Origin of the sequence: Paraburkholderia fungorum (assembly GCF_003610895.1) — a bacterium.
GTDB classification, from domain to species: domain Bacteria; phylum Pseudomonadota; class Gammaproteobacteria; order Burkholderiales; family Burkholderiaceae; genus Paraburkholderia; species Paraburkholderia fungorum_B.
In genome coordinates this window covers 192,918-215,038 of sequence record NZ_MCAS01000002.1, presented here as the reverse complement: position 1 = coordinate 215,038, position 22,121 = coordinate 192,918, and the positions used below count along the sequence as shown (strand labels likewise).

General features: G+C 61.5%; 20 protein-coding genes. 15 read left to right on the top strand and 5 right to left on the bottom strand.

The annotated features are described in order from the left end of the window. The first annotated feature begins 244 nt into the window (after nucleotides 1-244). From BCY88_RS03815 to BCY88_RS03795, 5 genes are all read left to right on the top strand, one after another. Nucleotides 245-1,144 carry a DMT family transporter gene (locus tag BCY88_RS03815; RefSeq protein ID WP_120342955.1) on the top strand — a complete coding sequence of 300 codons (900 nt, stop codon included), beginning with the start codon at nucleotides 245-247 and terminating at the stop codon, nucleotides 1,142-1,144. 329 nt (nucleotides 1,145-1,473) lie between these two features. Next, entirely contained in the window at nucleotides 1,474-2,415 is a 942-nt protein-coding gene (locus BCY88_RS03810) for a DUF4148 domain-containing protein (protein WP_183081267.1), read from the top strand. Nucleotides 2,416-2,966: 551 nt separating this feature from the next. Further along, on the top strand, nucleotides 2,967-4,112 hold the full coding sequence (locus BCY88_RS03805; protein ID WP_120342953.1) for a porin: 1,146 nt from the start codon (nucleotides 2,967-2,969) through the stop codon (nucleotides 4,110-4,112). 227 nt (nucleotides 4,113-4,339) lie between these two features. Beyond that, nucleotides 4,340-5,494, top strand: a complete 1,155-nt coding sequence (locus tag BCY88_RS03800) for an epoxide hydrolase family protein (protein WP_120342952.1) — start codon at nucleotides 4,340-4,342, stop codon at nucleotides 5,492-5,494. Between the two features lie 218 nt (nucleotides 5,495-5,712). Then, complete coding sequence (locus BCY88_RS03795; protein WP_120343000.1) at nucleotides 5,713-7,071, top strand: sigma-54 dependent transcriptional regulator; 1,359 nt, start codon at nucleotides 5,713-5,715, stop codon at nucleotides 7,069-7,071. 62 nt (nucleotides 7,072-7,133) lie between these two features. Here the strand turns inward: BCY88_RS03795 and BCY88_RS03790 are convergent, their stop codons facing one another. Then, the gene (locus BCY88_RS03790) at nucleotides 7,134-8,537 is read right to left on the bottom strand and encodes an aminotransferase-like domain-containing protein (protein ID WP_120342951.1); all 1,404 of its coding nucleotides are present in this window, start codon (nucleotides 8,535-8,537) and stop codon (nucleotides 7,134-7,136) included. A 308-nt stretch (nucleotides 8,538-8,845) separates the two neighbouring features. Between BCY88_RS03790 and BCY88_RS03785 the strand changes: the two genes are divergently transcribed. The 3 genes from BCY88_RS03785 to BCY88_RS03775 all read left to right on the top strand — a co-directional run bounded on the left by BCY88_RS03785 (nucleotide 8,846) and on the right by BCY88_RS03775 (nucleotide 12,790). Continuing rightward, nucleotides 8,846-10,276, top strand: a complete 1,431-nt coding sequence (locus tag BCY88_RS03785; protein ID WP_120342950.1) for an amino acid permease — start codon at nucleotides 8,846-8,848, stop codon at nucleotides 10,274-10,276. After that, complete coding sequence (locus BCY88_RS03780) at nucleotides 10,276-11,505, top strand: NAD(P)/FAD-dependent oxidoreductase (RefSeq protein ID WP_120342949.1); 1,230 nt, start codon at nucleotides 10,276-10,278, stop codon at nucleotides 11,503-11,505. The genes BCY88_RS03785 and BCY88_RS03780 overlap by 1 nt, the downstream gene beginning before the upstream one ends. Before the next feature lie 130 nt (nucleotides 11,506-11,635). Then, nucleotides 11,636-12,790, top strand: a complete 1,155-nt coding sequence (locus tag BCY88_RS03775) for a branched-chain amino acid ABC transporter substrate-binding protein (RefSeq protein ID WP_120342948.1) — start codon at nucleotides 11,636-11,638, stop codon at nucleotides 12,788-12,790. Between the two features lie 32 nt (nucleotides 12,791-12,822). Here the strand turns inward: BCY88_RS03775 and BCY88_RS03770 are convergent, their stop codons facing one another. Together BCY88_RS03770 and BCY88_RS03765 are read right to left on the bottom strand one after the other, a co-directional pair. Continuing rightward, nucleotides 12,823-13,593 carry a YkgJ family cysteine cluster protein gene (locus BCY88_RS03770; protein WP_183081266.1) on the bottom strand — a complete coding sequence of 257 codons (771 nt, stop codon included), beginning with the start codon at nucleotides 13,591-13,593 and terminating at the stop codon, nucleotides 12,823-12,825. Nucleotides 13,594-13,727: 134 nt separating this feature from the next. Beyond that, a complete protein-coding gene (locus BCY88_RS03765) occupies nucleotides 13,728-14,633 on the bottom strand; it encodes a LysR family transcriptional regulator (protein ID WP_120342947.1) in 906 nt (301 codons plus the stop codon). 136 nt (nucleotides 14,634-14,769) lie between these two features. Here BCY88_RS03765 and BCY88_RS03760 point away from each other — a divergent pair, with 136 nt between their 5' ends. The 5 genes from BCY88_RS03760 to BCY88_RS03740 all read left to right on the top strand — a co-directional run bounded on the left by BCY88_RS03760 (nucleotide 14,770) and on the right by BCY88_RS03740 (nucleotide 19,234). Further along, on the top strand, nucleotides 14,770-15,105 hold the full coding sequence (locus BCY88_RS03760) for an ArsR/SmtB family transcription factor (RefSeq protein ID WP_120342946.1): 336 nt from the start codon (nucleotides 14,770-14,772) through the stop codon (nucleotides 15,103-15,105). Beyond that, nucleotides 15,102-15,554, top strand: coding sequence for an SRPBCC family protein (locus tag BCY88_RS03755; RefSeq protein ID WP_120342945.1), 453 nt, complete (start codon nucleotides 15,102-15,104; stop codon nucleotides 15,552-15,554). The genes BCY88_RS03760 and BCY88_RS03755 overlap by 4 nt, the downstream gene beginning before the upstream one ends. A gap of 25 nt (nucleotides 15,555-15,579) precedes the next feature. Continuing rightward, the gene (locus tag BCY88_RS03750; protein WP_310796107.1) at nucleotides 15,580-16,242 is read left to right on the top strand and encodes a glutathione S-transferase family protein; all 663 of its coding nucleotides are present in this window, start codon (nucleotides 15,580-15,582) and stop codon (nucleotides 16,240-16,242) included. A 10-nt stretch (nucleotides 16,243-16,252) separates the two neighbouring features. Next, entirely contained in the window at nucleotides 16,253-16,489 is a 237-nt protein-coding gene (locus BCY88_RS03745) for a hypothetical protein (protein ID WP_120342943.1), read from the top strand. A gap of 570 nt (nucleotides 16,490-17,059) precedes the next feature. Next, the gene (locus tag BCY88_RS03740) at nucleotides 17,060-19,234 is read left to right on the top strand and encodes a M1 family metallopeptidase (RefSeq protein ID WP_120342942.1); all 2,175 of its coding nucleotides are present in this window, start codon (nucleotides 17,060-17,062) and stop codon (nucleotides 19,232-19,234) included. Nucleotides 19,235-19,444: 210 nt separating this feature from the next. Here BCY88_RS03740 and BCY88_RS03735 read toward each other — a convergent pair whose 3' ends face one another. Next, the gene (locus BCY88_RS03735; RefSeq protein WP_120342941.1) at nucleotides 19,445-20,191 is read right to left on the bottom strand and encodes a hypothetical protein; all 747 of its coding nucleotides are present in this window, start codon (nucleotides 20,189-20,191) and stop codon (nucleotides 19,445-19,447) included. Between the two features lie 108 nt (nucleotides 20,192-20,299). Then, complete coding sequence (locus BCY88_RS03730; RefSeq protein ID WP_120342940.1) at nucleotides 20,300-20,491, bottom strand: hypothetical protein; 192 nt, start codon at nucleotides 20,489-20,491, stop codon at nucleotides 20,300-20,302. Nucleotides 20,492-20,754: 263 nt separating this feature from the next. On the opposite strand from BCY88_RS03730, the gene BCY88_RS03725 reads away from it, so the two are divergent. Both BCY88_RS03725 and BCY88_RS03720 read left to right on the top strand, forming a co-directional pair. Then, on the top strand, nucleotides 20,755-21,687 hold the full coding sequence (locus BCY88_RS03725; protein ID WP_120342939.1) for a metallophosphoesterase family protein: 933 nt from the start codon (nucleotides 20,755-20,757) through the stop codon (nucleotides 21,685-21,687). A gap of 33 nt (nucleotides 21,688-21,720) precedes the next feature. After that, nucleotides 21,721-22,065: a cupredoxin domain-containing protein gene (locus BCY88_RS03720; RefSeq protein ID WP_120342938.1), complete on the top strand. Its 345-nt coding sequence runs from the start codon at nucleotides 21,721-21,723 to the stop codon at nucleotides 22,063-22,065. The last annotated feature ends 56 nt before the right edge of the window (nucleotides 22,066-22,121 follow it).

Sequence of the window (22,121 nt, the reverse complement as noted above, 5' to 3'; positions counted from 1 at the left end):
ATCGGTATTAATAATATTATTAGTTGGCAAGACCTGTATCGGTACTTACCCGCAATGGTGCAAACGAAGGGCGGAGTGTCAGACAAGCGCTCAGGCACGCGCTGACGGCGCAATGGGAGGGGACGGTTTTTCGCAGTCGATGGCGCGAGGCGCAGCAGGCATAATCCGTTTTCCGATTACGCCTCGCTTTCACCGGGGGCGAAACCTAAGCGACGCGCTGCTTCGCGCGCTGTCAGGAAAATTCATGCCGCCCATCACTGCCGTTCGCAATGCAGCCGTGCCGTTGCGCAGCATTGCGCTGATTCTTGTTTCGATGTTCTGCTTCGCGCTCGTCGACGCACTGGCGAAGTCCGTGGCGCTCGCCTATCCGGCCAATGAGGTGACCTTCTTCCGGATGCTGTTCGGCTTGTTGCCCGCCATCGCGGTTTGCCTGCACGGCAAACCGCTCATCGAGCGTCTCCGGCACATGGACGTGCGCGGCCAGACGCTGCGCGCGCTGACCTTGCTAGGCGCCTCGGGACTGTTCTTTGCGGGGCTGCCCTATGTCCCGCTCAGCGAAGCGGTGGCGATCGTCTACTCGGAAACTTTGCTGGTCATCGTGCTTGCACCGTTCATCCTGAAGGAAACACTCCAGCCGCGCGATGCGCTGGCCGCCGCGGTCGGTTTTGTCGGCGTGCTCTTCGTGGTGCGGCCTGATGGCTCGCATTCGAGTTGGCTCGGGCCGGTCCTGCTGATCGCGAGCGCGTTTTTCGGCGCGTTGTCGATCATTCAGATCAAGCGGATTCGCGCCACCGACGATTCGGGCACCACGGTGTTGTATTTCACGGTGATCGGCACGATCGTGACCGGGGCATCGCTATTTTTTGCGTGGCGCACGCCGTCGCTTCAGGCACTCGCGGTGATGGCCTTGCTCGGCGGATTTGCTACGGCAGGGCAGTTGCTGATGACGATGGCATTTCGACAGGCAGACGCCGGTGCGCTCGCGCCGTATAACTACACCAGCATCGTGTGGGCGGCTTTGTTCGGCTATGTTGCGTGGGGCGAGACGATCGGCAGCATGTCGCTGCTCGGCATTGCGTTGATTGTGGGCAGTTCGATTGCGGTGGCCGTGCGCGGCAAGCAGGCGGAAGGACCGCTCGTGTAGCGCATGCACTGCATGCGCCGGATTGAAACGCGGAATTCAAATCCGCTTTTGATTGCTTCGCAGTTCAAACAATCGTCCTAGAAATGGCTGGCCAGCAAGCTGGCTTTTTCGGACAACACGCCAGGCGAATGCGGACGAACCGACGTTTGGCGACTATAAATAGAACATAGCGCGCATCCAGCTTGCACTCCGATTCGTACGTGACTGTACCGGCCCGAACTCGCGGTCGTTGCGACGGCATCGATCAATTCGCTACGAACCCTTTGATGAATTCGGGCATGTTTGCGATACCGCGAACGCGCACGTCCACGATTCGAGAGGGAGACGTCATGATTAGCGAACCCAGGAAGATCGTTCTCACGAGCCTCATTGTCGGCGTGGTTGGGATCGCGGCTTATATTTCGCAGGCGGACAAACACTGGTTGTCGGCGGACGAAGCCGGCCTCGAGCATGACAATGCCTCGGCTCCCGACACACGCGGCGATACGATCACCGGCTCGGTGAGTACTGGACCGGTTGTGGCTCCCAGCGACTCAGCGGCGAGCATTGCCGGGAATCTCGCGGCGGCGCGCCACAGTCTGCAGCGCAACGATCTGGCCGCCGCGCAAGCGCAACTGGACGCGGTACGGTCGGCCTACCGGAGTGACGACCGGGTTGTCGCGCTGCAAAGAGAAGTGGCGGCGCGCGAGGAGCAGGCGCAGGCCATTGTTCAAGCAGAAAAACCGGCCCGGCATCGGGCGAAACCGGCACGCTCTTCGTCGCCGTCTTCCGGAAGCACGCTCCGTCATCATGAAAATCATTTCGTGACGCACGAACACTCGACCCACACGCCCTCCAGTTATGCGAAGACGCGATCGGCTCCTGAGAGCGCGGTAGCCGCCGATAGCTCGGGCAGCAGCTCGGGCGGGGCCGCGAGTGGCGTTGGCGTTGGCGCGCCTGCAACTGCGCGTTCGTCACCCTCCGTTGCGGCTGAGGCGGCGGAAGTCTCTAACGTAACCAGCACGCCTGCCGACCCGGCGCCGAGACCGCCTGTATCCACCGCGCCGTCGGTACCGCAAGCCGGGCTAACCGCACAAACCGCAGCGTGGGGGCCTCAGCTCGCGCCCGCCGCCGGCACGCCAGCGAATTCAGAGGGTGGGGCGAAAACACGTGCACAGGTGCGCTCGGAAATCGCCCGCGCCCGTGCCGACGGCGCGCTTCCCGCGTTCGGCAATCCGGACCCGGCCGGACCGGGCGGCGCACCGAGCCTGACCGTCGCACCGCGTCCCTGAGATTGCGCAGGCCCGCGGGTTAGCGCAACGACGCGATGAGTCGCGTCAAGGTGAGCCCGTCGGTCTCACTATCCGGCTATTGTGCATGGCCTTTTTGCGAATTAGACGGCAAATGCGGTTCATCTGTGCTTTTGCCGTTTGCGTGGGTTTGTAGTGCATTTAAAATTGACAATGGTTATTTTCGATTGGCGCAACAATTGACTGAATTGGTTAATTTGTCTTAATTCATATTTCAAATAATTCCTGTGAAAATTAATGGGAATTATAAGTGACCTGCGCAAGTTGTTGGAATGGGCTTCCTGTTAACCCCGCGCAGGCTCTGCTCTACGGGAAATCGCCGAATAGGGCCTTTGAAACACACCCGTGAGAGGCGTGCGCTCCATTTCATTTTCAACAGAAGATTGCTCGTTCCCGTGAAATGATCAGCAATCTAAAAAATCGCTGACGTCGCACAAATGCAACGTCGTAATTAACTGAAAAACAGTATTTCGATCAGTGGGATATTCTCCGCCACTCAATGGCATCCGCTATTGAATTCCGGAGAGAAATCAATGAATAAATTCGTATTGTCGGGCCTCTCGCTCGCACTCGTCGGCGCCGCGGGTGCCGCCCACGCACAAAGCTCGGTCACGTTATACGGCCTGATCGACACGGGGCTGACCTACACCAGCAATTCGGGTGGCAGCGCCAACTATCAGCAGGCCAGCGGCATGCTGAACGGCGACCGTTGGGGCCTGCGCGGTTCGGAAGACTTGGGCAACGGCCTGAAGGCGATCTTCGTGCTGGAAGACGGCTTCAATCTATCGAACGGCAAGCTGGGTCAGAACGGTCGTGAGTTCGGCCGCCAGGCCTTCGTGGGCCTGTCGAGCGACCAGTTCGGCTCGCTTACGCTCGGGCGCCAGTACGACAGCGTAGTCGACTATCTTGCGCCGCTCGCGCTCAATGGCACGCAATACGGCGGCACGCTCGCCTCGCACCCGTATGACAACGACAACCTGAACAACTCGGTGCGGATCAACAACGCGGTCAAGTTCCAGAGCGTCGACTATGGCGGCTTCAAGTTCGGCGCCCTGTACGGCTTCTCGGATGCGGCGGGCGGCTTCGCCGATAGCCGCGCCTATAGCGTGGGCGCGTCGTACGCGTTCGGCGGCCTGAAGGTTGCCGCGGGCTATCTGCAACTGAATGGCGGCGGCTCGACGACCAACTCGAGCGGCGCCGTGGCGAACGGCGATTCCACGTTTAACGCCAGCCGTCAGCGCACCTATGGCGCAGGCGTGAATTATGCGTTCGGTGCGGCCAACGTCGGCCTCGTGTTCACGCAGACGCAACTGAACAACCCCACCTTGATCGGATCGTCGGCCTCGGGTACGAGCAGCGGATTTGCGCTGACCGCCGGCAGCGCGCGCTTCACGAACTATGAAGTGAATGCACGTTACGCCTTCACGCCGGCATGGACGGTGTCGGGCGCGTACACGTTCACCGATGCAAGTCTGAACGGCGCGAGCCCGAAGTACCAGCAGATCACGCTGCAGACGGACTATGCGTTGTCCAAGCGTACCGACGTGTATGTTGAAGCGGCATACCAGCACGTCGGCAGCGTGGGCGACTCCGGCATTACCGCCGACATCGTCGGCGTGAGCGCCTCGTCGACCAACTCGCAGGTGGTCGGCACGATAGGTATCCGTCACCGCTTCTAGGCGGGCGGTGCGTGACGTAAGCTGAAAAGCCCGCATTTTGTGGGCTTTTTCTATTTGCGCCGCTGACCCTATTCAGTCCCCAGGCGCGCAAGCTCTCCGGCCGCCCTTTGTGTACCATGCAGATTGCTGTGCCCGCTTCGCGCCTTCGCCGCCGCTGAATGGCCGTGATCGGCACGATCGAACGCGAAGCGCCCGTTATCCCCACACCCTGTACCGGATGAACTGACATGCAGATAGAGCCGTTTCAGATTGCCGTGCCGGACGCGGACATCGACGATCTTCGCAGGCGTATTGGCGCGACACGCTGGGCTCCGGCGACACCGTCGCCAGCGTGGCTGCAAGGCGCCGATTCGGCGTGGCTGCGCGAGCTGGCGCAGTACTGGGCCGGGCGTTTCGATTGGCGCGAAGCGGAGCGCCGCTTGAATCTGCAGCCGCAATTTCTCGCCCAAGTTGAAGGGCAGCGCGTGCACTTCGTGCATCGACGCGGCGTTGGCCCGGCGTGCTATCCGCTCGTCATCACGCACGGCTGGCCGGGGTCGTTCTTCGAGTTTCACGCGCTGCTCGACCGCTTATGCGACCCGGCCGCCTTCGGCTGCGATCCGGCCGATGCGTTCGACGTCGTCGTTCCCTCGCTGCCCGGTTTCGCTTTCTCGCAGGCTCCCGTCGAGGCCGGCACTGCCGCGTTTCAGGTGGCGGATTTGTGGGCCTCGCTGATGCGCGGCCTCGGTTACGAACGCTTTGGCGCCCAGGGCGGCGACCTGGGCGCGGGCGTCTCGATCGCGCTCGCGGCCCGGCACCCTGAGCGTGTCGACGGTATTCATCTCAACTTCTTGCCGAGTTCCTACGAACCCGCAAGCGGCGCTGCGCAGACGCCGCTCACGCCCGCGGAGGAAGCCTATCTGCAGGAGAAAAACGCGTGGGGCGCGCTCGAAGGCGGCTACGCCCATATGCACGGCACGAAACCGCAGACCGTGGCGGCCTCGCTGAACGACTCGCCGATAGGGCTCGCCGCGTGGATCGGCGAGAAGTTTCGCGCATGGAGCGATTGCGATGGTGAGGTCGAGCGGGTGTTTTCGAAAGACGAGTTGCTCACCAACATTTCGCTTTACTGGTTCACGCAGAGTATCGGCTCGGCGATACAGATGTACTGGGAAAACCGGCTGCAGCCAATGCGCTTCGCCGAAGGGCAGCGCGTAGTGCCGCCCGTGGGATTCGCCCGTTTTCCAAAGGAAATCAATCATCCGCCGCGCAGTTGGCTCGAACGGACCTTCAACGTCGTGCAATGGACCGACATGCCGGGCGGCGGCCATTTCGCCGCGATGGAAAAACCGGATCAGCTCGCGACCGAGATTCGCAGGTTTTTCCGGAAATTGAGGCGTTAAGCGTCGATTCAATGGCATGATCGGCTCGGCGATGATTGGTGTGATCGCCATGGCCGGAGTCGATTCCGAACTGAATCTTCAAATATCGTCAGGGCGCCTCGCGGCGTCCCGGCAGCCGCGTATGATCGGCAAGGCAGCAGGAACAACGCAGTGACGAAGGTCTGAGCGCAGCGCGCCTCAGCGCGGGCTCTGCGGGAAAACAAAAAACAATGCAGACAATGAAGGCCATTACGCGGCGTGTCATCTACTTCACGCGCGACGCTTCGCCGGATCTACTGGCGAGCTTCGAGGAGCGCGATTGGGAGGTCGAAGTTATCGGCTCGGTCCGAGACGTACGGCGAGCTGTCGACGACGGCTCGCTTGCGGGCGGACTGGTCGATCTGTCGAGCGTGTTCGACGTTCATGAGATGGCCGCGCTGGAAGAGTGCCTCGCGTTGCCGAATGTCGGCTGGGTGGCAATGACCGCCACGCCGGAGCTCGATGACGCCGCCATCCGCCGGCTGGTGCGCGACTACTGCTTCGATTACGTGACGCTCCCTGCTGCAAACAACAGGATCGTCGATACAGTGGGCCATGCCTGCGGCATGATCTCGCTCGGCGAACCCCTTTTCGTCGATACGTCCATGGCCGAAGGCGAGATGATCGGCACCTGCGAGGCCATGCTCGCGCTATTCCGCTCGATCCGCAAAGTCGCGACAACCGACGCGCCTGTCTTTGTCTACGGTGAATCCGGTACGGGCAAGGAGCTGACCGCGGCGGCGATTCACGCTCGCTCGCCGCGCCGTGACGCGCCGTTCGTCGCCATCAACTGCGGCGCGATTCCGCCGCATCTGCTGCAGTCCGAGTTGTTCGGCTACGAGCGCGGCGCGTTCACCGGCGCGAACCAGCGCAAGATAGGGCGCGTCGAGGCCGCTCACGGTGGCACGCTGTTTCTCGACGAAATTGGCGACTTGCCGCTGGAGAGTCAGTCAAGCCTGCTGCGTTTCCTGCAGGAAAGCACGATCGACCGGCTGGGCGGCAAGGATTCGATCGACGTCGACGTGCGCATCATTTCGGCCACTCACGTCGATATGGAGGCCGCGACCGACGACGGGCGTTTCCGCGCGGATCTGTATCACCGCCTGTGCGTGCTGAGAATCGACGAGCCGCCGCTGCGCGCACGTGGCAAGGACATCGAATTGCTCGCGCTGTACACGCTGGATCGCTACCGGAAAGATGCGAGCCGGCGGGTGTACGGGTTTGCGCCGGACGCGATCGAAGCGATGCATCAATACGACTGGCCCGGCAATGTGCGGGAACTGATCAACCGGGTTCGTCGTGCGATTGTGATGTCGGAGGGGCGCACGATCGGCGCGGACGACCTCGAACTCTCCAACTACGTGGAGGTTGTGCCCGTGACGCTCGCCCAGGCGCGCGAGACGGCGGAACGGCAGGCCATCGAACTCGCGCTGTTGCGCCATCGCGGGCGGCTCGGCGACGCCGCGCGCGAGCTCGGCATTTCGCGCACCACGCTATACCGTCTGCTCATCTCGCACGGCATGCGCGAGGGAGAAGACAGCAGCGTGGCCGAAAACTGACTAGAAGATCGTGCGGCGGCTCGACGCCCCGCACCGATTTCCATGCACATGGTGATCGAGTTTCAGATCGTGCCGAACAAGGCCCGGGGACGATCCTTCAGCGTACCTGTCAACAGCCGCAATGCGCTGACGAGTTGATCGCGGCTCGTCGCGCAGGCGAGGTTGATCCGCACACCGTGCTCGATTTCCGAGCGGTCCACGGCAAACGCCGACGACGGCATCACCACGACGCCACGTGCTTTCGCATTCGCTGCAAAGTCGTCGGCACGCCATGGCGGCGGCAGCTTGAGCCACACGAACATGCAGGCCGGATCGGTCTGCAGCAATTCCTGCGGCAACAACTCGCGGGCCAGATCCTGTCGCGCGCGAATTTCGGCCAGCTGCGCGTCCATGATGTGGCGCGCGGTGCCGTCCTCGATCCAGATCGACGCGATCAGCATCGACATCGGCGCGGGCATCCATGCGGTAGTGCGTACCGCCTCCGCACACAGCGCGGAGCTGTCCGGCGGGCTCAGCAGGTAGCCGAGCCGCAGGCCGGGCGCGAGAATCTTCGAAGTCGCCGCGAGGTGGAACGTCAGTTCCGGGCACAGGCTCGCGATGGTCGGCAGGCGCTGCGAAACCAGTGGCCCATACACGTCGTCCTCGATGATCGCCACGCCATGCCGTCGTGCAATGTCGACGAGCGCCATGCGCCGCTCGAGACTCATCGTCGTCACGGTCGGATTCTGCAGATTCGGCACCGTGAAGATGGCCTTGACCGGCATACGCCGGCAGGCACGCTCCACCTCGTCAGTCAGGAGTCCGTCGCGATCGCTCGGCATGCCGACGATCTCGAACTGGAACACCGGCGCGAGAGCTTTCAGCCCGTAGTAGGTGAGTTGATCGGCGAGGATCACGCCGTCAGTGCCGATCAGGCTGTTCAGCACCGCATACAGGCCGTGCTGCGCGCCGCTCGTGACAACCACGTGGTCAGGTGCCGGCGCGAAGCCCGGCGCGGCCATCCAGCGGGCACCCGCGGCGCGCGCCCAGGCGGGCCCTTGCGGTGGCTGGTACTCCTGCAATTGCGGGTAGCGCGGATCGCGCGGCAATTCCGCCAGGGTACGTGCGAGGCAGTTCAGGAATTCGCCGGTGGCCGGCCGGTTGACGGTCAGATCGATCGCCGCGTTGCCGGACACCTGCGCGGGTTCGACGCTCGGCATCGCGCCACCCGTTACGAGCGAGCCACGCCGCTTGCTGCCGATCACCAGCCCGCGCAGCTGCAGTTCCTTGTACGCGCGGGACACCGTCGACACATTGATGCCCAGTTCGGTCGCCAGTTGCCGTTGCGGCGGCAAGCGGCTGCCCGGCGGATACACGCCGCTGCGAATTTCGTTCTCGATCGAGCTGGACACCTCGACATAGGTGGAGCGCTTCATCTGCGCCGGCGCCCCATTGGCCCCGCGCGCCGTGTCTTTGCCAGAAGCCATAAGAACCAATGTCTCCATACAAAATCGACTTTGTCCGCCATTGTGCGGAATTTTGCCGATTCTATACCAGACAAGCACCTGCGCAACGTTTAAAAAGCTGCTCACCAGGACGGCATGGTCACGGCGGTGTCCATGGCTGCAAGGAATGCGCCACAGACCATCCAGGGAAAATGCCAGGGCCACACAATGTGGTTTTTAATTGCACACAAAAAAATATTGTGTGATTCTGGTTGTCAGAGTTTGTCTGGTGGCGCGCGTGTTCAGGTGTCGCCAGGCAGTGTCCGGATTCTGTCTGCAGGAGCATCGCAATGAGTTTCCCCCAGTCCTCACCAGTCCAGAGCGCACCCAAGCTTGGCAGCGCATTGCGCCAGCGGCATGTCACGATGATCGCGCTCGGCGGCATCATCGGCGCGGGTCTGTTTGTCGGCAGCAGTGCAACGCTCGGCACGGTTGGGCCGGCTGCGTGCCTGTCGTATCTCGTGGCCGGCATCGTCGTACTGATGGTGATGCGCATGCTCGGCGAAATGGCGCTAGCGGTGCCCGGCGTCGGTTCGTTCACCGAATATGCGCGTATCGGCCTCGGCAATTGGGCTGGGTTCACCAGCGGCTGGCTCTACTGGTACTTCTGGGTGATCGTGGTCGCCGTGGAAGCGGTGGCGGGCGCGGCTATCTTGCAGCGCTGGATTCCGGCGCCGGTCTGGGTGATCGGCCTCGTGCTGCTATCGGTGATGACGCTGATCAATCTGCTTTCGGTGAAGTCGTACGGGGAGTTCGAGTTCTGGTTCGCGTCGATCAAGGTGGCTGCCATCATCGTGTTCATTGCGATCGGTGCAGCCTACGTGTTCGGCTTCGGTCATACCGGCAGCGCGGTGACGAACCTGGTCGACCACCGCGGCTTTATGCCGTTCGGTGCGATGTCAGTGTTCGCAGCGGTGCCGACGGTGATCTTCGCGGTGGGCGGCGCGGAAATCGCCACCATCGCCGCGGCTGAATCGGATGATCCGGCGAAAAGCGTCGCCGCCATGACACGCTCAGTCATTCTGCGGGTCATCACGTTCTATGTCGGATCGATGTTTCTGATCGCGTGCATTGTGCCGTGGAGCAGCATCGTCACAGGCCATTCACCGTTTGTCGCCGCGCTGGAAACCATGCGCATACCGGGTGCCGCGGATATCATGAATGCTATCGTGCTGGTCGCTGTACTGTCCGCATTGAACTCGGGTTTGTACGTTTCGTCGCGGATTCTGTTCCGTCTCGCCGAGCGTGACGACGCACCGCGCGCGCTGCTCAAACTGACGCCACACAAAGTGCCGCGACTGGCTGTGTTGTTGAGCAGCGTGGTGGGCTACCTTGCCATTGTCGCGGCGATCGTCTCGCCACAAGGCGTATTTCTGTTCCTCGTGAATGCGTCCGGTGCGGTCATGCTGTTCGTTTATCTGACGACGGCCTGCGCACAGATCCGCATTCGCCGGCGCATCGAACGCAGCGAGCCGGAACGTCTCACGCTGCGCATGTGGCTGTTCCCCTGGCTTTCCTACGCCGTTGTGGCGGCGATTGTCGGCGTGCTCGCGGCAATGGGCGCCGATCCGGCACTTCGCCCGCAATTGATGGCGAGCCTTGCGAGTCTGGCCGTCGTTTCCACAGCGTATTGGCTGGCTGCAAAACGCCGGCAAAGCGACGGCACCGCAACGGGTTATCTATCGCCGCTCGGCGCCGTCTCGATGGAAGGGCGCAAGTGATGTCGGAGATTGCCATCATCGGTGCGGGATTCATCGGCCTTGCGAGCGCTGCGGCGCTGATGCGCGACGGCCATCGAATCACGTTGTTCGATCCGGCCGGCGTGGGGCAGGGCGCGTCTTTCGGCAATGCCGGAACCTTCGCGCACTATGCGTGCATTCCGGTCAACAACCCGTCCGTGTTTCGCGATCTGCCGCGCTTTCTGCTGTCCAAAGAAAGTCCGTTCAGACTGCGTTGGAGCTATCTGCCTCATCTCGCGCCGTGGCTGGCGCGTTTCATGATGAGTTCGCTGCCGCAGCGCTACGAAGCAAGCGCCGGTGCACTCGCCGCGTTACTCGACTGTGCGCATGACGGTTATGCGCCTCTCCTTGCCGACGCGGAACTGGCGAGTTTTGTCCGGTCCCGTGAATGTCTTTATCTGTATTCGAATGCGGCTTCGTTCGATGCCGCGCGCCCCGCGCTCAATCTGCGTCGACAACTCGGCGTGACCTTCAACGTGCTGGGGGGCAGCGACATCCGTGCGCTTGAACCGTCGCTCGCGCCGATATTCGAGCGCGGCGTGCTGTTCAGCAATAGCTGGCATTTTTCCGATCCGCAAGGCTTTCTGCAGACGCTCTATCAGCAACTTGCCGCACAAGGATTGACGCTGGAACGTTCGACGGTCGACGCTGTGCAGCCCGCCGCGGAAGGTGCGGCGCTGAGCGTGGCCGGCGCGACGCGGCGTTTCACTCACGTAGTGATCGCGACCGGTGCGCGTTCCGCCCGGTTCGCCAAACAATGCGGCGACCCTGTGCCGCTGGATACGGAGCGCGGTTATCACGTCCGTTTCCCGGGCGCGCAGCAACTGGTTTCGCGGCCGGTCGGCTGGGCGGAACGCGGCTTCTACATGACGCCGATGAGCGATGGCCTGCGTGTGGCGGGCACCGTCGAACTCGCGGGCTTCGGCGACACGCGCAACCGCTCGCTGATCGACCTGCTGACGTTTTCTTCGAAGCGCGCCTTACCCGCGCTCGATACACCGGATAGCAGCTGGCTCGGCTTTCGTCCGACGCTGCCGGACGGTGTGCCGGTACTTGGACGCTCGCGCGCGAGCGAGCGGGTGATCTACGCATTCGGTCACCAGCATCTCGGCTTGACGCTGGCCGGGGTGAGCGGGCGCATCGTCGCCGATCTGATCGTGCAGCGCTCGCCGCCGCTCGACCTCGCACGTTATTCGGCAACGCGTTTTTGACTTTGATAGAGGCTCTAAGCGCACGGGTTCTTTCGCTGGACCACAGTATCGCAGGACGGTTTCGACGCGTCGCGCATCGGATCGGCCAACTCATACATCGCGCGACGTTACATATCATAAGGAGCGCATCATGAATCGCCGCTATTGGCTGTTGAGTGCCACTGTCTGTGCACTCGCCACGACCATGTCGTCTTCGTGGGCGGCCGATCCTGAAGTCGTCAAGATCGGTTTTGTCGGGCCGTTGACCGGCCCGGTTGCACGCGTCGGCAAGGACCTGCAGTACGGCGCGCAATTGGCGCTCGACGAAGAAAACGCGCGGCATCCGGTGATTGGCGGAAAGCCGGTCACATTCGTACTCGACGTGCAGGACGATCAGGCGGACCCGCGCGTGGCGATTCAGGTCGCGCAGAAACTGGTCGACGACGGCGTAGTCGGCGTGATCGGTCACTACAACTCGGGATGCAGCATTCCCGCGTCGACGGTCTATCACCAGGCCAACGTCGCGATGATCACGCCGGGCTCGACCAATCCGCAACTCACCAAGCAGGGCTACAAGAACGTGTTTCGCACCATGGGGCACGACGGCATCGGCGGTGTGGTGGCCGGACACTTCGTGGTGGAGCAGATGAAGGCGAAGCGCATCGGCATCATCGACGATCGCACGGCATTCGGGCAAGGACTCGCGGATGCGTTCGAAAAAGGCGCAAAAGAAGCAAACGGCAACATCGTCGATCGCGAGTTCACTAACGACAAAGCGGTGGACTTTCGCGCCATCCTCACAACGCTCAAGAGCAAGAACGTCGATCTGATTTTCTTCGGCGGTCTGGACGAACAGGGCGCGATGCTGGTCAAGCAGATGCGCTCGCTGGGCATGCAGGCGCAACTGTTCGGCGCGGGTGCGTTAAAGAGCAATGCGTTCCTGCAGATCGCCGGCACCGCGGGTGACGGCACGCAGGATCTCGAGCCGGGCCCGGCGCTCGACAAGCTGCCCGCCGCGCAGGCATTCGGCAAGCGCTATAAGGCGCGCTTCAATCAGGATGTCGAGCTGTACGCGCCGTTTGCCTACGACGCCGCACTCGCGATGATCAAGGCGATTCACAGCGCCGATTCGCTCGATCGTGCAAAGATCGTCGATGCCCTGTCGAAAGTGACGGTGACCGGCGTGACCGGCAATATCACCTTCGACCCGTATGGCGATCTGATCAAGCCGCCGTACACGCTGTTCCAGGTTCAGCAAGGACAATGGAAGAGCATCAAGACCGTAGGCGGCAGCAGCGGCGTCTAGCCTCGCGAGCGTAGACGCCGGCGGCTTGGCGTCTACGAGGGCGGGAAAAACCCGTGATAGCGGGAATTGCCGGCAGCGGTGGCTTCAACGAGCTGACCGGACGCGCCTATCGACAGGAGTGTTTCAACGGTCGCGGCGCGATTCGAAACGAAGCTCCACTGCGCGGCGGCTTCCTGCGTTTGGGCGCTTGCGTGAATCTTGCGCAAGGCAGCCAGCAGCGCATCGCTATCCGGCGACACCATCACAAAACCCTCGTTCGCGAGCGCGGCCTGATTCAACCCCAGATCGAGGCAGACCTGCATGCGCAGCGGCGCCTCGAGCTGATTCGCGCGGCGCGACTGTTCGATCTGTTCGACGGTCGCCGCGTCGACGAGGATTCCCTGCCTTAGCAGCGGTTTGTTTTGCCACGCTTCGGGAGGGCAGCCCTTGTTCTGCGGCGCCAGTTCGACGAACGGATTGATTTCGGCAGGATAGATCCGGCAGACCAGCGGCCGCTGTTCATAGATATTGCAGCGCATATCGGCGAGCAGATTGGGGCACGCGCCTTCGAATGCCGCAGCGAGAACGATCGAAATGCGTACCGGCAGGCTTCCGCTCATTGCCGGTGACGAACGCGCCCGTTTGTATTCGGCTTGTGCGTTGCCGGGCTCGGGCTCGACGGGCCACGGGATGGCCTCGCAGATGAGTTCCATTCGCCCGCCGCGTTCCAGCCAGGCAATGGCCTCGCTAATGGTCAGCGCCAGGCGCAAGTCGTGGCAGCATTTGCCACATGCAGTACATTCGAAATCGATGTCATTCACCATAAATCCCTCGCCGCGGAAGTCTACGCTGGCTTTAGTCGGGGCAGATGAAAAATTCTGACAGCAAAGCCAATAAATTTTTTTGCGGTGCTCTGGCGCGGCTGCCGGAATCCGCGCCCAGCGGCCCGGGGCAATGCCTAGCCGTTGAGGTCGGGATTCTTCTGTGCGAGCTCGTGAACCCACTCGCTAAATACCCGCACGCACATGCTCAGCCGGCGGTGCGGATACAGCAGGGAAAGAGGCACAGGCGGACACGGGTAGCCGCGCAGGATTTCGCGCAACGCGCCGGCCTCGATCGCCTTGGCGACCATGAAACGCGGAACCTGGACCATCCCCAGTCCCTCGGTCACGGATTTGACGAACACCAGTCCTTCGTTGACCGCGAGTGTGCCGTCCAGTGATTTTCTGACCAGCTCGCCATTCACTTCGAACTCGAACGGATAGACACGACCCGTGCGGGCTGAAAAATAATTCACCGCCCGATGGTGTTCGAGATCGTCGGGCGTGAGAGGCTCGCCCATCTGCTCGAGATACGCCGGCGCGGCGCAGGTGGTCAAACGGACACTGCCGATGGGTCGCACGACGAGATTCGAGTCGTCGAGAACGCCGATCCGGATCACGCAATCGACGCCTTCCTGCATCAGATCGACATTGCGGTCAGCGAGCCCCAGTTTGACGGTGATGTCGGGAAAGCGCGCATTGAAATCGCGGATGGCGGGCAGCAGGACGTTGGCGGCAAAGGTAGAAGAGGTGTCGACGCGAATCGTGCCGCGCGGGTTTTGCCGCTTGTTCGACAACGCGGACTCGGCGTCGGAGACCTCGGCCAGAATGCGCGTGCAGTACTCGTAGTAGAGCGCGCCGTCGTCGGTGACCTGCACGCTGCGCGTGGTGCGATTCAGCAGGCGCACGCCCAGATGGCTCTCCAGATTCTGCACGAGCGTCGACACGGACGCGCGTGGCATGTCAAGCGAATCGGCCGCCTTGGAGAAGCTCGACGCATCGACGACACGCTTGAATACCGCCATCCCTTGAAGAATGTCCATACCGGGTTGTTCCCTCGACTGTGACCGATCCGCAGTCTAGAACGGACTGGCGGCGGGTCGCAAACGGAAGTCCTCGCGATACGGGCTGCCTACGAAAAATCTTGACACCGCTAACACGCCCTCTATAGTTCACCATATGGCAAAGTCTCCAGTCAGTCAGCTTGATCGCACGTTTTCCGCCCTTGTGGACCCAACACGCCGGGCTATCCTCGCTCGTCTCGAGCGGGAGCCCGGGCTGTCGGTCACGGAAATCGCGCGGCCGCTGCCGCTCAAGCTCCCCGCCGTCATGAAGCACCTCGACGTGCTGAGCGACGCGGGTCTCGTGTCGCGCAAGAAGAACGGGCGGACGGTGTCGGTCGATCTGGTCGCGGGGCCGATGGAAGAGGCCATGGCATGGTTGAAGCGTTATGAGCGCTTCTGGTCCGCAAGCCTCGACCGGCTTGCCAATTTTGTGGAGGGAGACGAGGAATGACCCAGGAAAAGCCGAGCCTGACGATCGTGCGGCGCATCAAGGCGCCGCCCGCCCGAGTGTATGCCGCGTGGACGAAGCCCGAACTGATGGTGCGCTGGTGGGGGCCCGACGCCGGGCCGGTGCTCAGTGCCGAAGCCGATCCGCGCGTGGGCGGCCGTTTTCGCGTGGTGTTCCAGACAATGGATGGCGAAACGCACGACTGCCGCGGCGAATACCTGGAAGTGGAGGCAGACCGCAAACTCGTCTTCACGTGGGAGTGGGTCACGCTGCCCGAGCGCCGCTCGCAGGTCACGCTCAGATTGCGCACGATCGAAGAGGGAACCGAACTCACGCTTACCCATGCGCAGTTCTTTGACGAGGCCGCGCGCGATGCTCATCAGGCAGGCTGGAGCACGGCATTGGACAAGCTCGACGCCTTCACGGCGCATCGGGAAGGCGAAGGCAACTGACGCACATCGAAACCGAAATCAACGCATGCCGAGGTCGAATATGAAGCTCTATTACGCTGAAACGTTGGCTCCACGAAAAGCCTGCGCAGTAGCAAAGTATTTAGGCATACCGATTGAGTATGCATTTGTCGATTTGACAAAAGGCGAGCAAAGCAAGCCGGGCTATCTGGCGATCAATCCGAATGGCAAGGTGCCGTGTCTCGTCGACGGCGAAAGAAGCATCTGGGAAGCCGACGCCATCATGAGTCATGTCGCGCGGCGCGCGCAGTCCGATCTCTGGCCGGCTGATGACCGGCAGATCGACGTCCTGCGCTGGTTCAGCTGGAACAGCCACCATTTTTACCCGCATGCCGGCGCGCTTTACTTCGAGTCGATCATCAAGCCGGTGTTTGGACTCGGCGGCCCCGACCCAGCGATCGTGGCTGAAGAGCAGGGCCTGTTTCGCAAGTCTGCCCGTGTGCTCGACCAGCAACTCAAAGGCCGCAAATGGCTGCTCGGCGAGCGCCTGAGTGTCGCCGATTTTTCCGTGGCCATCGCGCTGCCCTATGCGAAAGACGCAGCCATGCCGCTCGATGAGTTTCCGGAAATGCGGCGCTGGCACGATCAGTTGAACGACATGGAGGCGTGGCGCAATCCGTTTCCAGTGCGTGCGGCCACCGCTGCCGCGAACGCCGCGCTCAGCACCTGAAGACACCGCTATGTGCTGCGCGATCGTTGCACTCGCCATGACCTTGCTCGCCAGTTGGCGCAGCGTGTCGGGCACGCTGACCGGCCGTGCCGGGTGGCTACGCCGGTTCGCGATCGTGTTGATTGCGATCGGCGCCGCAGCCGGCTCCGCGTTGGCGGCCGATCAATTCGCCGATGTCCGCGGCGGGCAGTCGTCGTTCCATGCGCGGCTGAGCGCAATACCGCTTTGTGGGCATTTCATCCACTAAGGGCATATTTTCTTTAGTGAACTCAACGGCTAGTTCATTTTAGAAACGTATTGACTGGCATTGACTGCCGCCATCTCCTATCACACTCCGCGCCGCAATAAAATAAAGTTTCTCGTAGAAGCCGGCGCTCATTCGAGCCTTTAGAGCATTAACTCCGTTGATTACTTCCTCCATTCTGTTTGCATACGCCGTGCGCCAGAATAGGAAAGATTGTGAAAGGAAGTTGACACGGGAACGTTTGCCAAACTAGGCTACGCACTATCGCCAGAAACTGACCTTATTCCTAGCCACCTGCCCGGAGACGCAGGTATGCCGTTGCTTTGCCGGTCAGTCAGGCGATCGTATCAAAACGGAAGAAAACGGTTCACGCCACTCCTTCCGAAAGAATTGTAATGATCGGGTGACGTAATTAAAAAATCAGCCACAAGTGCTGAGGTAGTAACACGTCCATATATTCTCGCTAGCAATCCGCGGCTAGTGCGGGAGACCTTTTTCGCTGAAAAAAGAGAAACACAGCTTAAGCACTCAACGCACTTTCTTTATGCCGATTTTGTCAGTCGAGGATTAATAATGCGTATAAATTTCCGATTGCAGATACAGTGCCTGGCGTTAGCCGGAATAATGGTTCTGGCGGGCTGCGGCGGTTCAGACGGCTCGCCAACGCTTTCGAGCAAGTCCGCCCAGACGCCCGCAGCCGCCTCCGACGCGGCGCTTGCCCCGCCTACCGCGCCGATCGTTGCGGATACATCGATCAACAAGAGCGTGCCGCCGGTCGAATTGCCCGATACGGTCACTCCCATCAACTACAAGCTGTGGTTCCGCCCGAACCCGGCGCTGTCTTCGTTCGACGGCCGCGCGGACGTGCAGATCAAGGTGCTGAAGGCGGTCAACGCGATCACGATCGCCGGGCATCGCATCAAGTTCACCAACGGCACCATCACACTGCAGCCGGGCAACATTGCGCTGATCGCCACACCGCAAGACGACGGCGATTTCTATCAACTCAGGCCCGTGAGCGGGCAGATCGCTGCCGGCAACTACTCGCTGCACATGGAGTGGAGCGGCATCATCAACTTCAAGACCTATGACGATCCGGTCGCCAAAACCGGCGGCAGTTGCGGCAACGACCCGTATCCGGGCTGCTCGGCCGCGGAGGGCGTGTTCCGCGTCGACCTGAAGTCGACCGACGGCACGACAAGCGGCGCAATTCTCACGCAAGGCGAATCGAACCTCGCGCGCCAATGGTTCCCGGGCTGGGACGAACCGGCATTCCGGCCCACTTATGAGGTCAGCGCGGAAGTCCCGCAGAACTGGAATGTCGTGTCGAACGCGGCGGAGAAGCCGGCGGTGAATGTGGATAGCGGCTACAAGCTGGTGTCGTTCGAAAAGACGCCGCCGATGCCCTCGTATCTGCTCTTTTTTGGCGGCGGCCAGTTCGACATTCTCGAAGACGACTTCTCGAGCCCGCTTCCTGACCACAAGGGCCTGCATCTGCGTATCTTCACGCCGCCCGGCATGCGTGACTGGGCGAAACCGGCTATGCAGCAGACCAAGCAGGCGCTCGACTACTACTATCGGTACACCGGCATTCCCTTGCCGCTCACCAAGTTCGACACGATCGCCGCGAACGACGCCTTCAAGGAGCAAAAGGACCTGAACTTCGGCGGGATGGAGAACTGGGGCGCGATTCTTGAGTTTGCCGACGATATTCTGCCGCCGCCTGGCACTCCCATGTCCGACTATGGCGTGACGGTTCTGACCCATGAAGCCGCGCACCAATGGTTCGGCGATCTGGTCACGCTCGACTGGTGGGATGACGTGTGGCTGAACGAATCGTTTGCGACGTTCTTCGAAAACAAGACCAAGGTGCGCTTCTTTCCGGACCGCTTCAATTGGGTCGACGACGTGAAGAACAAGTACGCGGTGATCAACGCCGATCTGAAATCCACCGCGTTCCCGGTGCAGCCGAACTTCAACGGCTGGGCCTCGAACGACTTCGTGCTGAGCGCAAGCGCCTTTACGTACGACAAGGGCGGCCATGTGCTGAAGATGCTGGAAAACTATCTCGGCGAAGAGGTGTTGCGTAAGGGGCTGCAGTCGTATCTGGCCGACTATGCGCTCGGCAACGGTACGCCGAAGCGCTTGTGGGACGAACTGGCGAAAGCAAGCGGCGAGCCGATGGTCGCGATTGGCGACAGTTTCGTGCGGCAAACCGGTGTGCCTTTGCTGTCGCTCGACACCCAGTGCGATCTGACGACCAATCAGACCGTGGTCACGTTGAAGCAGTCGCCGTTCCCGAACCAGAACCGGTATCCGGGCACGCAATGGACTATTCCGTTGACGCTCGCTTACGGCGACGGACTGACCGCGCGCAAGACGATTGCGATGAAGGACGCGCAAACGCAGGTTCGTCTGAACGGCTGCTCGGCCGTGCTCGCGGATCCGAGCGGTCTCGACTACTACGTGACGAACTACAGCAACACCGCGTGGAGTCAGTTGCTGGCGCAGGGCAACGCGCTGAAAGACCCGGTTTTGCTGACCAGTCTGCAACTGGAGGCCAAGCTGCTGGTGAAGAACGGTCTGGCGGACCCGTCGCGTGAGAGCAGCATCGGTTCGCTCGGCTCGACTGCCGCGCCGAGCGCTCGCCAACTGTTGATGACTGCGCCGACAACACAGTCGCTGCGTCCGACGATCCGCTATCAAGGCAAGTTCAAGCTGAAGCCGCAGGCGCAGCAAGCGCAGTAAACCGGCCGGCCTGGACGGACGGCATCGGGGCGCCGTACCTGGTCGTCGTCCCTGGCCGTTGCAGTAGGGCAATGCCGTGGCCCGCATCCTCCGCGATGCGGGCCACTGCACGACTGCATACGTCAGCGGCACACGGCGCAACGGTTGAGCATCGAGCAAAGCCTCAACTGAAACCTCAACCAAAGCACCCCGATCCGCGCCACCGTCAGGTCAAGCCGAACGTGGCCGGCTCTCCAGCCAATTGCGCAACAAGCCCGCCAGAAGCGCGCTGACGATCACGGCAAGGTAAAGCGTGACGAGACTGTGACGCCACGTATCGAGCGCAAGCTGGTGCGCCACCAGTTTCGCATCGGGGGCGGGAAGCACCGCGTGCATTGCGACAACAGCTTGCTTCATCCGCAGAAAACCGATAGCGGACAGCAGTGGCAAGCCAACGAGGAAGGCGAGCAGGGCGGGTCTCGCGCGTTGCGCCGCCGGATAGTGGCTCAATCTGAACCACACGCCAAGGCAGCCGTGGATCCAGCCAGGCGCAAGCAGCGCAAGTTGCAAACCTTGCGTGCCGCTCGTGATCAGCGATATCACGATCCGTTCGTAGTTCGGCTCGAAACCATACAGCGACGTCGCAAGGCGCGTTGCAACCGCATGCCGGATGAGCAGCAGCGGCAGGCTGAGTCCGGCCCACAGGCGGATCCATTCGGCGGGCGGGAGCGCCCAGTGACGACGCCCGTAAATCGTACGCACCGCCAGCGCGAAATGGAGCAGGGCCGCACCGTACAGCAGGATCGTGCCCGGCACGCTGTGCCAGATGGCCAGCGCCAACGTGAGTCCGCGTCCGGCAAGATCGAGCGACCAGATCCCGAGCGCGTGATTGACCAGATGCAAGAACAGATAAATGAGCAGCACCACGCCCGACCCGAGTTGCAGGCGGCGTAGCGCAGGCCGTAGTTCCGCTCGCACATTACCCTCCCTTCGATTTGTAAGCGACGGAAAACGCCCTGAGAGACCGCGGTCGAACCACGTCGAGTATGCCACCGCGCCTGTCCTGTCTGATGCTCCTCACGCGCCTCATGTTCTGCGAGCGGGCGTGACGGCGCGTTTCGGGGATCGGCTCTGCTGTACCTCCCCCTGGCGCACCGCTTCGGCGAATCGCTGCAATGCGGATAGGGAGCCGCATACGCTCTGATACTCCTCGCGGCCAATCCTGCCGTCGAGGATGACTGCCATGCCCGAGGCACGGGCCATGTCGATGATGTCCATGTCGATTTCTCCTTTCAGATTCCCTCACCTGTAAGACTGCGGCCGCGCCATGGCTATTCCCGCCTTGACCCGCTTGTGCGGGTTGCGCCGGTCGCGTGGGGAGGCGGGACATAACAGCCTGAGCGTCCGAATTCGCTGAGCGGCACTAATTTCATCTTCGCTGGAATAAAACCGCCGGTGCCGCAGTCTTGCAGGTGAACCGAGTCGTGAGGCCCGCCGGATGATCCCGCGGTTTGCCTGCGAATCCTTATCGTGAGGTCAACATGTCGTCACATCATTCATTCAACCCATCCCGCCGTGGCGCTCTGAAATGTCTCGCTTTCGGTGGCGTAGGCACGGTGTTCGTTCTTGCGGGCGGCATTCTCACCCCCGTGGAACTGGCGCTTGCGGCCGACGCGAAATCGATGGGCGTGCCGCTTTTCCTGCAAATCAGCGATTCGCACATCGGTTTCAATAAGGAAGCCAACCCGGACGTCGCGGGCACGCTCAAGCAAACGATCGACTACGTCAATGCCATGCCGGTCAAGCCCGCGCTGACCATCCACACGGGCGATATCACGCATCTTTCGAAACCGGCGGAATTCGATCTCGCCGCGCAGTTGATGTCAGGGCTGAATATCACGGAGCTCCACACCGTGCCGGGCGAACACGACGTGACGGACGGCCCTGGAACGGAATACTTCAGCCGCTTCGGCAAGGCTTCGGACAATAAAGGCTATTACAGCTTCGACCACAACGGCGTGCACTTCGTCGCGCTCGTGAACGTGATGCATTTCAAGCCTAACGGACTGGGTGGTCTCGGTGACGATCAACTCGCGTGGCTCGAAAATGACCTGAAAGGACGCTCCTCCAGCACGCCGATCGTCGTTTTCGCCCATATGCCGATGTGGACGATTTACGAACCGTGGGGGTGGGGCACGGGCGACGCCGGCCAGGCCATGAGCTATCTGAAGCGCTTTGGTTCGGTGACCGTGCTGAACGGTCATATTCATCAGATCGTCTCGAAGGTCGAAGGCAATATCACTTTCCATACCGCCCGCTCCACAGCCTATCCGCAGCCGACCGCTGGCAACGGTCCCGGCCCCGGACCGCTCACGGTAGCGAGCGATCAACTTCCCAAGATGCTCGGCGTGACCAGCATCAAGATCGAACGTCATCCGCTCAAGGCGACGCTCGACGATACGACACTCGTTTGATTGCAGAATCTTATTTATTCATGGAGATCAGTTATGCGAAATAATTCTATTCGGCGAGCTTTTTTGGTGCTGTTCGGCAGCTCGGTACTTCTCGCCGCATCGGCCGGATTTTCCGTTGCACGGGCGCAGACACCCGGCACGGTAGTTATCAAGAACTTCATGTTTTCGCCAATGGAGCTGACCGTCAAGGCCGGCTCGACCGTGACATGGAAAAATCTCGACGGCGAACCACACACCGTCGTGAACGACGCGGGCATGTTTCGCTCCGCCGCGCTCGATCAGAACGATACGTACCAGTTCAAGTTCGACAAGCCTGGCGTCTACAAGGTGTTCTGCGGCATCCATCCAAACATGAAAGAAACGATCACCGTGCAGTAGGTGGGCAATGGGTATGCAATAGGTGCGCGATCCGGCGTGGGCGCTATGCGCCCACG

Coding starts and splice junctions, on each gene's coding strand:
- BCY88_RS03770 (WP_183081266.1), bottom strand. CDS start 13,593: ATGGTGAATGACATCGATTTCGAATGTACTGCATGTGGCAAATGCTGC.
- BCY88_RS03765 (WP_120342947.1), bottom strand. CDS start 14,633: ATGGACATTCTTCAAGGGATGGCGGTATTCAAGCGTGTCGTCGATGCG.
- BCY88_RS03815 (WP_120342955.1), top strand. CDS start 245: ATGCCGCCCATCACTGCCGTTCGCAATGCAGCCGTGCCGTTGCGCAGC.
- BCY88_RS03810 (WP_183081267.1), top strand. CDS start 1,474: ATGATTAGCGAACCCAGGAAGATCGTTCTCACGAGCCTCATTGTCGGC.
- BCY88_RS03755 (WP_120342945.1), top strand. CDS start 15,102: ATGACCCAGGAAAAGCCGAGCCTGACGATCGTGCGGCGCATCAAGGCG.
- BCY88_RS03745 (WP_120342943.1), top strand. CDS start 16,253: ATGTGCTGCGCGATCGTTGCACTCGCCATGACCTTGCTCGCCAGTTGG.
- BCY88_RS03720 (WP_120342938.1), top strand. CDS start 21,721: ATGCGAAATAATTCTATTCGGCGAGCTTTTTTGGTGCTGTTCGGCAGC.
- BCY88_RS03800 (WP_120342952.1), top strand. CDS start 4,340: ATGCAGATAGAGCCGTTTCAGATTGCCGTGCCGGACGCGGACATCGAC.
- BCY88_RS03775 (WP_120342948.1), top strand. CDS start 11,636: ATGAATCGCCGCTATTGGCTGTTGAGTGCCACTGTCTGTGCACTCGCC.
- BCY88_RS03760 (WP_120342946.1), top strand. CDS start 14,770: ATGGCAAAGTCTCCAGTCAGTCAGCTTGATCGCACGTTTTCCGCCCTT.
- BCY88_RS03725 (WP_120342939.1), top strand. CDS start 20,755: ATGTCGTCACATCATTCATTCAACCCATCCCGCCGTGGCGCTCTGAAA.
- BCY88_RS03740 (WP_120342942.1), top strand. CDS start 17,060: ATGCGTATAAATTTCCGATTGCAGATACAGTGCCTGGCGTTAGCCGGA.
- BCY88_RS03795 (WP_120343000.1), top strand. CDS start 5,713: ATGAAGGCCATTACGCGGCGTGTCATCTACTTCACGCGCGACGCTTCG.
- BCY88_RS03790 (WP_120342951.1), bottom strand. CDS start 8,537: ATGGCTTCTGGCAAAGACACGGCGCGCGGGGCCAATGGGGCGCCGGCG.
- BCY88_RS03780 (WP_120342949.1), top strand. CDS start 10,276: ATGTCGGAGATTGCCATCATCGGTGCGGGATTCATCGGCCTTGCGAGC.
- BCY88_RS03785 (WP_120342950.1), top strand. CDS start 8,846: ATGAGTTTCCCCCAGTCCTCACCAGTCCAGAGCGCACCCAAGCTTGGC.
- BCY88_RS03730 (WP_120342940.1), bottom strand. CDS start 20,491: ATGGACATCATCGACATGGCCCGTGCCTCGGGCATGGCAGTCATCCTC.
- BCY88_RS03750 (WP_310796107.1), top strand. CDS start 15,580: ATGCCGAGGTCGAATATGAAGCTCTATTACGCTGAAACGTTGGCTCCA.
- BCY88_RS03805 (WP_120342953.1), top strand. CDS start 2,967: ATGAATAAATTCGTATTGTCGGGCCTCTCGCTCGCACTCGTCGGCGCC.